Source organism: Bradyrhizobium sp. ORS 375, assembly GCF_000239775.1.
Lineage (GTDB): Bacteria > Pseudomonadota > Alphaproteobacteria > Rhizobiales > Xanthobacteraceae > Bradyrhizobium.
Window position 1 is genome coordinate 18,700 of record NZ_CAFI01000282.1, and the last position, 13,941, is coordinate 32,640.

Genomic DNA, 13,941 nt, shown 5'->3' on the forward strand with positions numbered 1-13,941 from the left:
GTGTGATGGCGGTTGACGCCGGGCGGTTTCGACAGCCTTATCGCGGTCCGTTCCGCTGGGCCGCCCGTGACACTTCCTCCGCTCGATTCGCCGCAATGGCATGGTTCGCTTCGGGCCTTCGGCTGGGGGCTGCGCGCGACGTCGGCGACCATCCTGTCTGTGGTGCTGTTCGTCACCTTCATCGGCATCGGTGCGCTCGCCCACGACACCCATTTCAGCATGCTCTGGGCGATCCTCAGCACGGTGCTGGTATGGGCGGGGCCGGCGCAGATCATCCTGGTGTCGACGCTCGGCTCCGGCCAGACGATTCTGCAGTCGGCGATCGCGGTCACCATGAGCGCGATCCGGCTGTTTCCGATGGTGGTCGCCGTGCTGCCGCTGATCCGCGGGCCGAAGACCAAGCGGCGGCATCTGGTGCTGATCGCGCATTTCACCGCGGTGACCTTATGGGTCGAATGCTATCGCTTCCTGCCGCATGTTCCGCGCGAGCGCCGCATCGCCTTCGTCCACGGTCTCGGCAGTGGGCTGATGGGCGTGGCGCTGGTCGCGACCATCATCGGCTATCTCCTGGCCGCCAATCTGTCACAGACCTTCGGCGCCGCCGTGCTGCTGCTGACGCCGCTGGCCTTCCTCTTTTCCACCTTGCGCAATGCCAAGGAGCTGGCTGACGTGCTCGCGCTGGGGCTGGGCTTGGTCCTCTATCCCTTGGCCGCCCGGCTCAACAGTGGCGTCGACATCCTGGTCAGCGGCGTCGTGGCCGGCACTCTTGCATTTGCCGTCCACAAATGGCGCGAGCGGGAGGCGGCATGAGCGACTTCATCGGCGACTGGCATGCGTTGGCGGTGCTGCTGATCGCGGGCGTCATCCCCAACCAGATCTGGCGGCTGCTGGGGCTGTGGTTCGGCAGCGGCCTCGACGAGGGCTCGGACCTCCTGATGTGGGTCAAGGCCGTGGCGACCGCGATCCTGGCCGGCGTCATCGCCCAGATCCTGGTGCAGCCGCCGGGCGCGCTCGCCAGCGTGCCCTGGGGCCTGCGCTATGGCGCGGTCGTGGCCGGCCTCGCAGCCTTTCTCGCGTCGCGCCGCTCGATCTTCGCCGGCGTCGTGTGCGGCGAGGCCGTGATGCTGGCCGGCAAATGGTGGCTCGGCTGAGTTGCGCGACCGCAATTGCGGCGACGCCGCGTTCAGCTAGATTGCCTGATGATCTGAGGATTTTGAGATGACCACTGATGCCGATCTCCGCCCGGGTGAAGTTGCGATCGACGTGCCGCAGCCGCGCGACGCCTCACTGTACTTCATCGGCCGTATTCGCACGCCCTGGACCTCGCGGCTGGAGACGCCACGGCAGGGCAGCCTCGAGGGGCCGGTGTGCCGGCTCGAGATCTTCGAGCCCTGGGTGCCGGCGCTGCAAGGCATCGACGGCTTCAGCTACCTGCAGGTCCTATACTGGCTCAACCGCGCGCGTCGTGATCTCGTCAAGCAGAGCCCGCGTCACCATGATGGCGAGACCCGCGGCACCTTCGCGCTGCGCTCGCCGGTGCGGCCCAACCCGATCGGCGTGTCCACCGTCCGCTTCGTCGCGCTGGAAGGCAGCACCGTGCTGGTGCGCGGGCTCGATTGTCTCGACGAGACTCCGCTGATTGATCTGAAGCCCGACCATTGCGTGTTCACGCCCGGGGCAACCGAGGACAAATAGGACCAGCGATCCCTGATGTCGAACGTCAACAAGCGGCCGAAGACCGTGACGGCGCTGGATGCGATCACCGCCGATCTCGTCGCCGTGCTGGTGGCGGTGACCGATGGGCACCCGAAGATCATGACGATCGAGCACGCCGGGGCGTTGCCGAGCGGTCCGTTTCAGTTCGCGCACCGCTCACTGCAGATGGGTCTGCGCGCCTGGGTCGAGGCGCAGACCGGGCATCCCCTCGGCTATGTCGAGCAGCTCTACACCTTCGCCGATCGCGGGCGCTCGGGCGATCCCGACGCGCCGCATCGCATCTCCATCAGCTATCTCGGTCTCACGCGCGAGGAGGAGGGCCGTGAAGGTGCCGATGCGCAATGGTCGTCCTGGTACGACTACTTTCCCTGGGAGGATCATCGCGACGGACCGCCGGCGATCCTCGCAAAGATCATCGCGCCGAGGCTGAAGGCCTGGGCGCGCGCGGCCGAGGAGCCGGCGCTGCAGAAGACGCGCTGGCGCCGTGCCGCCATCACTTTCGGTCTCGATGGCCGCGAGTGGAACGAGGAGCTGGCGCTGCAGCGCTATGAGCTGTTGTACGAGGCTTTGCTGATCCCGGAGAGCGTGCGCGAGCAGGGCGGCGAGGCGGCGGTGCCGGGCCGCGCGATGGCGGGAGACCATCGCCGCATTCTCGCCACCGGCATCGCCCGGCTGCGCGCCAAGATCAAATATCGTCCGGTCGTGTTCGAGCTGATGCCGGACGAATTCACGCTGCTGCAGCTGCAACGCAGCGTCGAGGCGCTGGCCGGCCGTCTGGTGCACAAGCAGAACTTCCGCCGCCTGATTGAGCAGCAGGAGCTCGTCGAGGAAACCGGCGCCATGGCCGCCGACACGATCGGGCGACCAGCCAAGCTGTTCCGCTTCCGCCAGGGCATCCTGGCGGAGCGCGCCGTGGTCGGAACCAAGCTGCCGCTCTCGCGGTCGTGATCTCCGGCGCTTGACAAGACTTATGCTCAGGATAAGTATAAGCCATATTATGCTCAAGGAGAGTATAAATGGCCGAAACCATCCTGGCTGCCGCCGCACCGACCTCATCGCTTCCTGACCGTCTGCGGCGGGTGATCCCGCCGTCCGAATGGGCTGTCTACGAGGAGGATGTCGAGGCCATCCTCGCGCTCAAGCGCCGGCGCAATGCCGTGGTGCTGGCGCACAACTACCAGACACCCGAGATCTTCCACGGCGTCGCCGACATTGTCGGCGACAGCCTGCTGCTCGCGCGCGAGGCGACCAAGGTCGATGCCGAGGTGATCGTGCTTGCCGGCGTGCATTTCATGGCGGAGACCGCCAAGCTGCTCAATCCGGGGAAGACCGTGCTGATTCCGGACATGGAGGCGGGCTGCTCGCTCGCGGAGTCGATCACCGCTGACGATGTCAGGCTGATGCGCGCGCGCCATCCCGGCGTGCCGGTGGTCGCCTATGTCAACACCTCGGTTGCTGTGAAGGCCGAGTCCGACATCTGTTGCACCTCCGGGAACGCGCTCGCGATCGTGGAGAAGCTCGGCGTGGATCACGTCATCATGCTCCCGGACGAATATCTCGCCCGCAACATCGCCGCCCGGACCAATGTGAGGATCACGGCCTGGAAGGGGCATTGCGAGGTGCACGAGCGCTTCAGCGCCGAGGACGTCCGCACGCTGCGTGACAATCATCCGGGGGTCACCGTGCTCGCCCATCCCGAATGTCCGCCGGAGGTGGTGGCGGAGGCCGATTTCGCCGGCTCGACGGCGGCGATGTCGGACTACGTCGGCATGAAGCGGCCGGCGCGGGTGGTGCTGCTGACGGAATGCTCGATGAGCGACAACGTCGCGGTGATGTATCCGGACATCGAGTTCGTCCGGCCCTGCAATCTGTGCCCGCACATGAAGCGGATCACGTTGAAGAACATTCGTCATGCGCTCGAAACCAACACGCATGAGGTGACGATCGATCCCGCGATGGCCGAGCGCGCGCGGCGTTCGGTGGAAAGGATGCTGGCGCTATGAACACCGATATCTCTGACCTCACGGGTCGTCCCGTGATCATCGGCGGCGGCGCCGCGGGGTTGATGACCGCGCTTGCGCTCGCGCCGGAGCCCGTCGTGCTGCTGTCGAAGTCGCCGCTCGGTGCGGAGGCTTCGAGCATGTGGGCACAAGGTGGCCTCGCCGCAGCGGTCGGCGACGACGATGACCCGGCGCTGCATCTCGCCGACACGATCGTTGCAGGCGCCGGCCTGTGCGACGAGGTCGCCGCACGTCGCATCATCGAAGCGGCTCCAGCGGCGGTCGAACGTCTCGCCCAGCTCGGCGTCGCGTTCGATCGGAACGCAGACGGAAGCTGGCGCCTCGGCTTGGAGGCCGCACACAGCCGCAATCGGATCGTGCACGCCACCGGTGACGGTACCGGACGCGAGATCATGCGTGCGCTGATCGCTGCCGTCAGGCAATGTCCTTCGGTGACACTGCTCGAGGGCGTCGAAGCGCGCCGGCTGATCGTCGAGGACAATGCGGTCCAGGGCGTGCTCGCGGTCCGCGGCGAGGAGCCGCTCGTGCTCGCCACCACGCGCGTCGTGATCGCGACCGGCGGCATCGGCGGCCTGTTCCACGACAGCACCAACCCGACTGGCTGCTTTGGTCAGGGCTTGGCGCTGGCGGCCAGGGCGGGGGCTGTGCTGTCCGATCTCGAATTCGTGCAGTTTCACCCCACGGCCTTCGACGGGCCGTCGCGGCCGCTGCCATTGTTGACAGAAGCGATCCGCGGCGACGGCGCCGTGCTGATCGACGAGACCGGCCTGCGCTTCATGGCCGACGAGCCCGGCGCGGAATTGGCGCCGCGCGACGTGGTGGCGCGGGCCGTTTGGCGTCACCGCGCGCAGGGCCACCGCACGTTCCTCGATGCGCGGGAGAGACCGGGCGACCTGTTCGCCGCGCGCTATCCGGTGATCAGCGCGTTCTGCCGCATGGCCGGACTTGATCCGGCTGTCGATCCAATCCCCGTGCGGCCGGCGGTGCACTACCATATGGGCGGCATCGCTGTCGACGTGACGGGCCGAAGCTCGGTCGCAGGCTTATGGGCTTGCGGCGAGGCCAGCCGCACCGGTCTGCACGGCGCCAACCGGCTCGCCAGCAACTCGCTGATGGAAGCCATCGTCTGCGCGCAATGGGTGGCCGAGAGCGTGACGGGCATGTCGCAGGCCGCAGCCAAGCCGTGCGAGCTCGGAGCCGTCCCGCCGGCGTCCGATCCCACGTCGATGCGCCGCTTGCTGTCCGATGCGCTCGGCGTGCTTCGGGACCGTGATCGGATGACAGCCGCCATCCGGAGCCTGCTCCCGCTGGCGATGGGAGCAGGGCCTGCGGCTGATCCGGCCCTGGTCGGTCTGATGATGTCAGTTGCGGCGCGGGCGCGCGAGGAGAGCCGCGGTGGGCATTGCCGCACCGACTGTCCGGACACGCTGCCCGTCGCGCAGCCGTCCCGCTTCACGTTGTCCTCCGCGATCGCCGCCGCGCGGGGGATCGCCGAGACCGAGCGTCCCTCGATCAGGAGCGTCATATCATGAGCCTCAATCCTCTCTCGCCCTTGCTCTACGAGCCGCTGGTGCGCATGGCGTTGCTGGAGGATCTCGGCCGCGCCGGCGACATCACCACCGAAGCCATCGTCCCCGCCGACCAGCGCGCGTCGTTGAAGCTGCGGGCGCGCCAGCATGGCGTCGTCGCCGGGCTCGACGTCGCACGCTGCGCCTTCCAGACGGTCTCGTCCGAGATCCGCATGGAGACCATCCGCGGCGACGGCAGCCTCGTCACGGCTGGCGACGTCCTTGCCACCATCAGCGGCCCGGCACGGGCGCTGCTGACCGGCGAGCGTGTCGCGCTCAACTTCCTCTGCCACCTCAGCGGCGTCGCCTCGGCGACGGCCTCTCTCGTCGAAGCCGTGAAGGGGACGCGCGCGCAGATCGTGTGCACCCGCAAGACCACGCCGGGGCTGCGCGCGCTGGAGAAATCCGCCGTGCGCGCCGGCGGGGGTGGCAATCACCGGTTTGGGCTCGATGATGCTGTCCTGATCAAGGACAACCACATCGCCATTGCCGGCGGCGTCGAGGCTGCGATTATCAGGGCGAAGGCTCATGCTGGCCACCTCGTGAAGATCGAGGTGGAGGTCGACAATCTGGCGCAGCTCGAAGAGGCGCTGGCGCTCGGGGTCGATGCGGTCCTGCTCGACAACATGACGCCGGCGGAGCTCGAGCGCGCTGTCGGCATGGCCAGGGGCAAGGCGATCACCGAGGCCTCGGGGCGGATCACAGTCGACACCGCGCCCGCGATCGCAGCCGCAGGTGTCGACCTGATCTCGGTCGGCTGGATCACGCATTCATCGGCCGCGCTAGACATCGGCCTCGACGACGCCTGATCAGCCGTTCAGCGCTGCGATCAGCTTCGCGGCGTTCTCCTCCAGGACCTTGGGATCCTCCTTGCGGCTGGCCGGCGGCAGCAGGCTGTCGCCGGTGTGGCGCGGCATGATGTGGACGTGGAGGTGGAACACCATCTGGCCGCCGGCGTGCTCGTTGAACTGCTGCACGGTGATGCCGTCGGCGGCAAACGCGGTCTTGGCCGCGCGCGCGATGGTGCGGACGGCGCGGCCGACGTGGAGGTAGTCCTCCTCGGTGATGTCGAGGATATTCCGGGCCGCCGCCTTCGGGATCACCAGCGTGTGGCCGGGGACCCGCGGCATGATGTCGAGGAAGGCCAGCACGTGGTCGTTCTCGTAGACCTTCACGCAGGGGAATTCGCCGCGCAGGATCTTCGCGAACGGGTTGTTGGGATCGTAGGCGGTCATCGGCAGGTCCTCATGCGTTCCTCTGGTCGCCTTACTCTCATTGGCCCGTGCCGGCGGTCAAGATTGCTCGTCCATCCCTTTCCGGAACGGTCCGGACTCGGCCAGCTCCCGGCCGGCCTGCTCGACATAGGCGCGCTCGCGCTTGAGATAGTCGTCGATGGCCCGCCGCAGGCCGCGGTCGGCGATGTAATGGGCGGAGTAGGTGGTCTGCGGCAGGTACCCGCGCACGATCTTGTGCTCGCCTTGCGCCCCCGCTTCGACCACCGCGAGCTTGTGCTGGATCGCGAAATCGATCGCCTGGTAGTAGCAGACCTCGAAATGCAGGAACGGGTGGTGCTCAATCGCACCCCAATTGCGGCCGAACAGCGTGTCCGAGCCGATGAAGTTGATGGCACCCGCAATCCAGCGACCCTCGCGCTTGGCCATCACCAGCAGCACGTCATTGGCCATGGTCTCGCCGATCAGCGAGAAGAACTTGCGGTTCAGATAGGGCCGGCCCCATTTGCGCGAGCCGGTGTCCATGTAGAAGTCGAAGAACGCGTCCCACGCGTCCTCGGTGATGTCCTTGCCGGTAAGCCAGTGAATCGTGATCCCCGCGGCCAGCGCATCGCGCCGCTCGCGCTTGATCGATTTGCGGTGGCGCGAGTTCATCGTCGCCAGAAAATCGTCGAAGCTGGAAAAACCCTGGTTGTGCCAATGGAACTGCTGGTCGGTGCGCTGCAGGAAACCTTGCGCGGCGAGCAGCTCCCATTCGGCCTGCTTGGCGAAGGTGACGTGGACGGAGGAGGCCTCGCTGATCCCGCACAGCGCCTTCAGGCCCTGGGCCAGCGCGTTGCCGATCATCTCGCGATCCTGGTCGGGCCGGATCAGCAGCCGCGGGCCGGTCGCCGGCGTGAAGGGTACGGAGACCTGGAGCTTCGGATAATAGCGGCCGCCGGCGCGCTCATAGGCATCCGCCCAGCCGCGGTCGAAGACGTATTCGCCCTGCGAGTGAGACTTCAGATAGCAGGGCACGACGCCCAGGATTTCCTCGCCGAGCTTGGCGACGAGATGGCGCGGCGCCCAGCCGGTGCGGATTGTGGCGGACCCGGAGGCTTCGCAGGCGGATAAAAAGGCGTGAGAGACGAAAGGGTTGTAGGCGAGGCCGCAGGCCGCGGATGAGCCGGGCGTCAGACGGCCGGCGGGATTGGCGCAGGCGTCCCAGGCGGCGGCCGGGATTTCGGACATCCCGGGAACGGCTTCGAGCGTGATCTCAGGTGAGGCCATCGAACCCCTGAACAGAAGGCAACTCAGGAACGCTCGGCCGAGCCGCCCAGATTGCTATGGGATCAAGATCGTGCATCGCAGCACCGACTTCAAGGCCCGCCTCGAGTCTCGCCTCACGTCTCCGGCGTAAACCCTTCGAAGATCATCTGATCCGCGTAACGTGCGGCGGTGGCGCGCTGCTCGGCGGTGCGCACGGTCCAGGTCAGGAGCGGGCAGCCGAACACGTTGCGCGCGATCCACGGCGCGGCCGACGGCAGCTGCTGCACCCAATAGGCGACGAAATGCGGCTGGGTGCTCAGGCCATGCCTGAGATGCAGCATGCTGTCGCGCTGCTCCTGGGTGAGCTTGGCAAAATAGCCGTCCTCATAGGTGCGCTGGGCGACGATGCCGCGCGTCAGCTTCGGCATGGTCTCGCGCATGGCAAGTACGAGGTCCGGATCGAACGACATGCCGACGGCCGGGCCGGAATAGGCGGACAACACTTCGGTCATGCGCCGGACCAGCCGGCGATCGCCCTGAAAGGTGCTCTTGACCTCGACCACCAGCGGCACGCGTCCGCCGATCAGGTCGCAGAGGTCCTTGAGCGTCATCATCCGCTCGTCGGTCTGCTTGAAGCGGACCGCCTTCAGCTCGGCCGCGGTCTTCTCGATCACGAGGCCAGAGCCCTCGGTGAGGCGGCCGAGGTCGTAGTCATGATAGACCATCGCCTCGCCATCGGCCGACAGCTGGATGTCGCATTCGATGGCGAAGTTGCGGGCGACGGCGCCGCGCGCGGCGGCCGGCATGTTCTCGATGATGCCGCTTGCCGCGTCATGCAGGCCGCGATGGGCGACGGGGCGGGCCGTCAGCCAGTCAGGTGCGCGCATTCGCCCCGTCCATTCTCTTCTCGACCTCTTCGATCCTATTCGACCTCGAACACGCCTTCGACCTCGACCGCCGCATCCGACGGCAGCGCCGAGACGCCGACGGTGGTGCGGGCATGGCGGCCCTTGTCGCCGAACGCGGCGACCATCAGGTCGGAGGCGCCGTTGAGCACCTTCGGCCCATCGAGGAAATCCGGCGCTGAATTGACGAAGCCGCCGAGCCGGACCACGCGCACGACCTTGTCGAGGTCGCCGACCGCGGCCTTCACCTGGGCGAGCAGATTGATGCCGCAGCCCTTCGCGGCCGCATAGCCATCCTCGAGCGACACGCCGCCGCCGAGCTTGCCGGATGCGATCATCTTGCCGTCGCCGCCGAGGCAGACCTGGCCCGAGACGAACAGCAGATTGCCGGTGCGCACGAACGGGACATAATTGGCCACCGGTGCCTTCGGCGCCGGCAATGTGATGCCCTGTGCCGCGAGAGTCTGTTCAACCGTGCCCGCCATCTCAAATCCCCGTTCTGTCGCCTGAAAGCCGATCCCGTGCCGGACCGCGGCCCTGTTTGGCGCAGTTGCCAGCGACATGCAAGCAGCCGGCGCCGCCGTTAACTGGGCCCCGCGAACGCACGTTTCCGTGAGCCAGCCGCAGTTGCGACGTAATGCAGCGGTCTTTAATGTGACGGTTTATCGATACGCCCCCCGAGGAAAACTCATGGCTCATTCGTTTCGACTGTCGATGGGAGCGCTGGCGCTTGCCGCGATCACGTTCGGTCCGGCGCAGGCCGGGGCGGGGGTGCCGTTCCTGCCGCACCAGGCGCTGTACGATCTGAGCCTGCTGAAGTCGCGCGGATCGAGCCCGGTCAACAGCGCGCGCGGCCGCATCCTGTACAATTTCTCCGGCAATGCCTGCAACGGCTACACCTCGGACTTCCGCCAGGTCTCCGAGCTCGATCTCGGCGAGGGCAAGGTCACGCTGAGCGACCTGCGCTCGACGGCGTGGGAGGACGGCGCCGGCAAGAGCTATCGCTTCAAGATCGACTCGCGGATGAACGACCAGTCCTCCAGCCCAGTGGATGGCATCGCTGAGCGCACCGGCGATCACATCACCGTCAAGCTGAAGCAGCCGGAGGCGAAGACCTTCACGCTCGACGGCTCGACCGTGTTTCCCACCGAGCAGATCCAGCGCATCATCGCCGCCGCGCGGGAGGGCAAGTCGCTGCTCGAGCTGTCCGTCTATGACGGCTCCGACAATGGCGAGAAGGTCTACAACACGCTGACCGTGATCGGCGCGCCGGTGACGGGCGACAAGGCCCCGGCCAAGCCGGATGCGTCGACCGACAGCGACGAGATGAAGTCGCTGACGCGCTGGCCGGTCACGGTCAGCTATTACGACCGCGACGCCAAGCGGACCGAGGGCGAGCAGACGCCGGTCTATGCGATGTCGTTCGAGCTGTATGAGAACGGCGTCTCCCGCGCGCTCGTGCTCGACTACAACGACTTCGTCATCGCTGGCGCGCTGGGCAAGTTCGACGTCAAGGACGCCAAGGACGGCAAGCCCTGCAGCAACTGACGGGACCGTCATTCCACCGGCTCCGGTCCGTCATAGGCGATGCCGCGGATGACCGCGGCGTGGCCGAACTTCTTGCGTAACGCATCCATCGCGCGCTCGGCCGAGGCCGAGCGGCGATCGAGCATGTCGGTGTCGGAGGCCTCCGAGCCCGGGCGTAGCGCGCTGACCCCGGCACCCATCAGGCGGAACGCCGTGCCGTCGGTCTCGCGCGCCAGCATCTCCTTGCAGATCGAGAAGATTTTTCCGGCGAGCTGAGTGGGGGCGGCGATCGACTGCGAGCGGGTCCGCTGGCGGAAATCGGCTGTCTTCAGTTTCAGCGTGATGGTCGAGCCGGCGAGCTGGCTCGCCTTCAGCCGCGCCGACACCTTCTCCGACAGCCGCCAGAGCAGCTTCTCCAGGGCGGCGTAATCGCGGATGTCGGTGTCGAAGGTGGTCTCGCTCGAGATCGTCTTGGCGCCGCGGTCGGCCACCACCTTGCGGTCGTCGAGGCCGCGCGCCAGCCGCCACAGCCTGCGGCCCTCGCCGCCGAACTGCTTCATCAGCTCGATCTCGTCGGCGCGCTGCAGGTCGGCGATGACGCGGAAGCCATGTTGCGCCAGCCGCTGCTGGGTGGCGGGCCCGACGCCGAAGATGAAGCCGACCGGCTTGTCGGCCAGCATCGTCACCGCCTCGTCCTGGTCGAGCGCGGCGAAGCCGCGGGGCTTGTCGAGGTCGGAGGCGATCTTGGCGAGGTACTTGTTGCAGGACAGCCCGACCGAGACGGTGATGCCGATATCGCGCTCGACCTCGCGGGCGAAGCGCGCCAGCACTTTCGCCGGAATCATGCCGTGGACCCGCTCGGTGCCGGAGAGATCGAGGAACGCCTCGTCGATCGACAGCGGCTCGACCAGCGGCGTCAGCGCCTGCATCGCCTGGCGGACCTCGCGGCCGACGCGGACATATTTCGCCATGTCGGGGGGAATCACGACGGCTCCGGGGCATAGCTCCAGCGCCTTGAACATCGGCATCGCCGAGCGCACGCCATAGGTGCGGGCGATGTAGCAGGCGGCCGAGACCACGCCGCGCTTGCCGCCACCGATGATGACCGGACGGTCGGCCACCTCGGGATTGTCGCGCTTCTCGACGGTGGCGTAGAACGCGTCACAGTCGATATGGGCCAAGGTGAGCGCGGGCAGGGCGCGATGCCGGACCAGCCGGGGCGAGCCGCAGGCGGTGCAGCGGCGGGCGCCGGAGGCGAGATCCGACAGGCAGTCGCGGCAGAAGCAGGTCGGCCCGCTGACCGCATGCGACGCTCCCTCTGGGCCCGGCGGCGTCACGGCACGTCACGCTCCCACTGCCGGTCGCCCAATACCTGCCTTGCGGCCATGATATTGGTCGGATGTAACTTGGAGCTTTCGGCAAAAGCCTTTACCGTCTCGTCGTCGCGCAGCACGAAATCGAGCACGCTGGCCAGGAAATTCGGGTCGCTTGCCGAGGATCGCAGCGTCTCCGGACCGATCCCGGTTTCGGCCAGGAACCGGCCGATGCGCTCGGGTTCCGCGGCCAGGAAGGACAAGGCCTGAATAGCAACGATTTCAGCGACTTCGCGCGGATTTTGAGAACGCTTTTTCAACGGGGCATTTGCCTTTCCATTAACTTGTCGTCTCTACTTTGCGACCATCATGCCCGAGTCTTCGGAGCGGGTTCAAGCAAGTGGAAACCATCTCGGTCGAAGATGGAATACCGCCTTAACGGCTTTGAACGAATCTGGGGCTAGTTTGAATTAGATGGGTAGCGGTGGGCAGGTGTCCACCGGAGGGCAGTCGGGTGTCAGTGATTCGGAGGGGCGGATGGGCAAGACCGTCCTGATCGTGGAAGACAATGAGCTCAACATGAAGCTCTTCCGCGATCTGTTGGAAGCCCATGGGTACCAGACGTCCGGCACCTCCAGCGGCGTGGAGGCGCTCGACATCGTGCGCAAGACGCGCCCCGACCTGATCCTGATGGACATCCAGCTGCCGCAGGTCTCGGGCCTGGAAGTGACGAAGTGGATCAAGGACGATCCGGATTTGCGCGCGATCCCGGTGGTCGCGGTGACGGCTTTTGCGATGAAGGGCGACGAGGAGCGCATCCGCGAGGGTGGCTGCGAAGCCTATCTTTCCAAACCGATTTCGGTCGGAAAATTCATAGAAACCGTGCGACGTTTTATCGGCTGAGGAGTTTCTGCAGTGTCCGCGCGCATCCTTGTCGTCGATGACGTCCCCGCCAACGTCAAGCTGTTGGAGGCGCGGCTGTCGGCCGAATATTTCGACGTACTGACCGCCTCGAACGGCGCCGAGGCTCTGCAGATCTGCCAGCGCGCCGAATGCGACATCATCCTGCTCGACGTCATGATGCCGGACATGGACGGCTTCGAGGTCTGCCGCCGGCTGAAGTCGAACCCCGCGACGCATTTCATCCCCGTCGTCATGGTGACGGCGCTCGACAGCCCGGCCGACCGGGTGCGTGGCCTGGAGGCCGGCGCCGACGATTTTCTCACCAAGCCGGTCTCCGACGTCGTGCTGATCGCGCGCGTGCGCTCGCTGACGCGGCTGAAGATGATGACCGACGAGCTGCGCATGCGCGCGCTGACCTCGCTGGAGATCGGCGTGCAGGCGCCCGAGCGCAATGCGGTCGCCGATGCCGGCAAGGGCGGGCGGGTCCTGCTGGTCGACGACCGGCCGTCGTCCTACGAGCGGCTCGGGCCGATGCTGGCGACCGAGCACTCCGTCGATGTCGAGCCCAATCCCGCGGAGGCCGTGTTCAACGCTGCCGACGGCAATTACGACCTCGTCATCGTCTCGCTCGACCTCAATGATTTCGACGGCCTGCGGCTGTGCAGCCAGTTGCGCTCGCTGGAGCGCACGCGCCATGTCCCGATCCTGGCGATCGCGGAAGCCGAGAACAATTCGCGGCTGCTGCGTGGGCTGGAGATCGGCGTCAACGACTATCTGCTGCGTCCCGTCGACAAGAACGAGCTGCTGGCGCGCGCGCGCACCCAGATCCGCAAGCGCCGCTACACTGATCATTTGCGCGACAATGTGCAGAACTCGATCGAGATGGCGATCACCGATGCGCTGACCGGCCTGCACAACCGTCGTTACATGGAGACGCATCTTTCGACGCTCGCCGACCAGGCCGCGAGCCGCGGCAAGCCGCTGGCGCTGATGATGCTCGACATCGACTACTTCAAGTCGATCAACGACAATTACGGGCACGATGCCGGCGACGACGTGCTGCGCGAGTTCGCCATGCGCGTGCGCAAGTCGATCCGCGGCATCGATCTCGCCTGCCGCTATGGCGGCGAGGAGTTCGTGATCGTGATGCCGGAAACCGACCTGCACGTCGCCGGCATGGTCGCCGAGCGGCTGCGCCGCTCCGTCGCCAACGAGCCGTTCTCGGTGCACAAGGGCGAGAAGCGCATCGAGGTCACGGTCTCGATCGGCATCTCCACATTGGAGCAGAAGGGCGAGCCGATCGCCGACGTGATGAAGCGCGCCGACACCGCGCTGTACCGCGCCAAGAACGAAGGCCGCAATCGGGCCGTTGCGATCGCGCCGGTGCATCAGCCGGCACCGTTCCTGCCGCAAGCCGCCGGCCGGGGCCGATAGCGGGCAGGGCGGGGCAGCCGACTGGTTGGTGCTCCGCATACGCTCGTCGCGAGTAGCCACAGCTGTCTCCACAC

Annotated in this window: 16 protein-coding genes; 10 read left to right on the forward strand and 6 right to left on the reverse strand. The window is 66.6% G+C overall.

All coding sequences use genetic code 11. The features are described from left to right. Nucleotides 1-66 precede the first annotated feature (66 nt). The 7 genes from BRAO375_RS20330 to nadC all read left to right on the forward strand — a co-directional run bounded on the left by BRAO375_RS20330 (nucleotide 67) and on the right by nadC (nucleotide 6,114). Complete coding sequence (locus tag BRAO375_RS20330) at nucleotides 67-810, forward strand: AzlC family ABC transporter permease (RefSeq protein WP_009029324.1); 744 nt, start codon at nucleotides 67-69, stop codon at nucleotides 808-810. Then, nucleotides 807-1,151: an AzlD domain-containing protein gene (locus BRAO375_RS20335; protein WP_009029325.1), complete on the forward strand. Its 345-nt coding sequence runs from the start codon at nucleotides 807-809 to the stop codon at nucleotides 1,149-1,151. Before BRAO375_RS20330 ends, BRAO375_RS20335 begins: the two co-directional genes overlap by 4 nt. Before the next feature lie 67 nt (nucleotides 1,152-1,218). Beyond that, nucleotides 1,219-1,695, forward strand: coding sequence for a tRNA (N6-threonylcarbamoyladenosine(37)-N6)-methyltransferase TrmO (tsaA, locus tag BRAO375_RS20340; RefSeq protein WP_009029326.1), 477 nt, complete (start codon nucleotides 1,219-1,221; stop codon nucleotides 1,693-1,695). 15 nt (nucleotides 1,696-1,710) lie between these two features. Beyond that, nucleotides 1,711-2,664 carry an NUDIX hydrolase gene (locus BRAO375_RS20345; RefSeq protein WP_009029327.1) on the forward strand — a complete coding sequence of 318 codons (954 nt, stop codon included), beginning with the start codon at nucleotides 1,711-1,713 and terminating at the stop codon, nucleotides 2,662-2,664. Between the two features lie 68 nt (nucleotides 2,665-2,732). After that, the gene (gene nadA, locus BRAO375_RS20350) at nucleotides 2,733-3,719 is read left to right on the forward strand and encodes a quinolinate synthase NadA (RefSeq protein WP_009029328.1); all 987 of its coding nucleotides are present in this window, start codon (nucleotides 2,733-2,735) and stop codon (nucleotides 3,717-3,719) included. Then, entirely contained in the window at nucleotides 3,716-5,269 is a 1,554-nt protein-coding gene (locus tag BRAO375_RS20355; protein WP_009029329.1) for an L-aspartate oxidase, read from the forward strand. Before nadA ends, BRAO375_RS20355 begins: the two co-directional genes overlap by 4 nt. Next, nucleotides 5,266-6,114: a carboxylating nicotinate-nucleotide diphosphorylase gene (gene nadC, locus BRAO375_RS20360; protein WP_009029330.1), complete on the forward strand. Its 849-nt coding sequence runs from the start codon at nucleotides 5,266-5,268 to the stop codon at nucleotides 6,112-6,114. The genes BRAO375_RS20355 and nadC overlap by 4 nt, the downstream gene beginning before the upstream one ends. Here the strand turns inward: nadC and BRAO375_RS20365 are convergent, their stop codons facing one another. From BRAO375_RS20365 to BRAO375_RS20380, 4 genes are all read right to left on the reverse strand, one after another. Next, nucleotides 6,115-6,540 carry an HIT family protein gene (locus tag BRAO375_RS20365; protein ID WP_009029331.1) on the reverse strand — a complete coding sequence of 142 codons (426 nt, stop codon included), beginning with the start codon at nucleotides 6,538-6,540 and terminating at the stop codon, nucleotides 6,115-6,117. A gap of 57 nt (nucleotides 6,541-6,597) precedes the next feature. Further along, nucleotides 6,598-7,806, reverse strand: coding sequence for a GNAT family N-acetyltransferase (locus BRAO375_RS20370; RefSeq protein ID WP_009029332.1), 1,209 nt, complete (start codon nucleotides 7,804-7,806; stop codon nucleotides 6,598-6,600). A 113-nt stretch (nucleotides 7,807-7,919) separates the two neighbouring features. Further along, the gene (locus BRAO375_RS20375) at nucleotides 7,920-8,672 is read right to left on the reverse strand and encodes a glycerophosphodiester phosphodiesterase (RefSeq protein WP_009029333.1); all 753 of its coding nucleotides are present in this window, start codon (nucleotides 8,670-8,672) and stop codon (nucleotides 7,920-7,922) included. A 35-nt stretch (nucleotides 8,673-8,707) separates the two neighbouring features. After that, nucleotides 8,708-9,175, reverse strand: coding sequence for a RidA family protein (locus tag BRAO375_RS20380; RefSeq protein ID WP_009029334.1), 468 nt, complete (start codon nucleotides 9,173-9,175; stop codon nucleotides 8,708-8,710). A gap of 205 nt (nucleotides 9,176-9,380) precedes the next feature. On the opposite strand from BRAO375_RS20380, the gene BRAO375_RS20385 reads away from it, so the two are divergent. Beyond that, complete coding sequence (locus tag BRAO375_RS20385) at nucleotides 9,381-10,238, forward strand: cell envelope integrity EipB family protein (protein ID WP_009029335.1); 858 nt, start codon at nucleotides 9,381-9,383, stop codon at nucleotides 10,236-10,238. Between the two features lie 8 nt (nucleotides 10,239-10,246). Here the strand turns inward: BRAO375_RS20385 and BRAO375_RS20390 are convergent, their stop codons facing one another. Both BRAO375_RS20390 and BRAO375_RS20395 read right to left on the reverse strand, forming a co-directional pair. Next, complete coding sequence (locus BRAO375_RS20390; protein ID WP_009029336.1) at nucleotides 10,247-11,554, reverse strand: DNA polymerase IV; 1,308 nt, start codon at nucleotides 11,552-11,554, stop codon at nucleotides 10,247-10,249. Beyond that, nucleotides 11,551-11,850 (reverse strand): DUF3572 domain-containing protein, encoded by a 300-nt coding sequence (locus BRAO375_RS20395; RefSeq protein ID WP_035641460.1) that lies wholly within the window; start codon nucleotides 11,848-11,850, stop codon nucleotides 11,551-11,553. Before BRAO375_RS20395 ends, BRAO375_RS20390 begins: the two co-directional genes overlap by 4 nt. Nucleotides 11,851-12,067: 217 nt before the next feature. Between BRAO375_RS20395 and BRAO375_RS20400 the strand changes: the two genes are divergently transcribed. Both BRAO375_RS20400 and BRAO375_RS20405 read left to right on the forward strand, forming a co-directional pair. Then, on the forward strand, nucleotides 12,068-12,433 hold the full coding sequence (locus BRAO375_RS20400; protein ID WP_006611250.1) for a response regulator: 366 nt from the start codon (nucleotides 12,068-12,070) through the stop codon (nucleotides 12,431-12,433). A gap of 12 nt (nucleotides 12,434-12,445) precedes the next feature. Beyond that, nucleotides 12,446-13,867, forward strand: coding sequence for a PleD family two-component system response regulator (locus BRAO375_RS20405; protein WP_009029338.1), 1,422 nt, complete (start codon nucleotides 12,446-12,448; stop codon nucleotides 13,865-13,867). The last annotated feature ends 74 nt before the right edge of the window (nucleotides 13,868-13,941 follow it).

Excerpts from the sequence above, each read along its gene's own strand:
- BRAO375_RS20335 (WP_009029325.1), top strand. The coding sequence starts at position 807 with ATGAGCGACTTCATCGGCGACTGGCATGCGTTGGCGGTGCTGCTGATC.
- tsaA (WP_009029326.1), top strand. The coding sequence starts at position 1,219 with ATGACCACTGATGCCGATCTCCGCCCGGGTGAAGTTGCGATCGACGTG.
- BRAO375_RS20345 (WP_009029327.1), top strand. The coding sequence starts at position 1,711 with ATGTCGAACGTCAACAAGCGGCCGAAGACCGTGACGGCGCTGGATGCG.
- nadA (WP_009029328.1), top strand. The coding sequence starts at position 2,733 with ATGGCCGAAACCATCCTGGCTGCCGCCGCACCGACCTCATCGCTTCCT.
- BRAO375_RS20355 (WP_009029329.1), top strand. The coding sequence starts at position 3,716 with ATGAACACCGATATCTCTGACCTCACGGGTCGTCCCGTGATCATCGGC.
- nadC (WP_009029330.1), top strand. The coding sequence starts at position 5,266 with ATGAGCCTCAATCCTCTCTCGCCCTTGCTCTACGAGCCGCTGGTGCGC.
- BRAO375_RS20365 (WP_009029331.1), bottom strand. The coding sequence starts at position 6,540 with ATGACCGCCTACGATCCCAACAACCCGTTCGCGAAGATCCTGCGCGGC.
- BRAO375_RS20370 (WP_009029332.1), bottom strand. The coding sequence starts at position 7,806 with ATGGCCTCACCTGAGATCACGCTCGAAGCCGTTCCCGGGATGTCCGAA.
- BRAO375_RS20375 (WP_009029333.1), bottom strand. The coding sequence starts at position 8,672 with ATGCGCGCACCTGACTGGCTGACGGCCCGCCCCGTCGCCCATCGCGGC.
- BRAO375_RS20380 (WP_009029334.1), bottom strand. The coding sequence starts at position 9,175 with ATGGCGGGCACGGTTGAACAGACTCTCGCGGCACAGGGCATCACATTG.
- BRAO375_RS20385 (WP_009029335.1), top strand. The coding sequence starts at position 9,381 with ATGGCTCATTCGTTTCGACTGTCGATGGGAGCGCTGGCGCTTGCCGCG.
- BRAO375_RS20400 (WP_006611250.1), top strand. The coding sequence starts at position 12,068 with ATGGGCAAGACCGTCCTGATCGTGGAAGACAATGAGCTCAACATGAAG.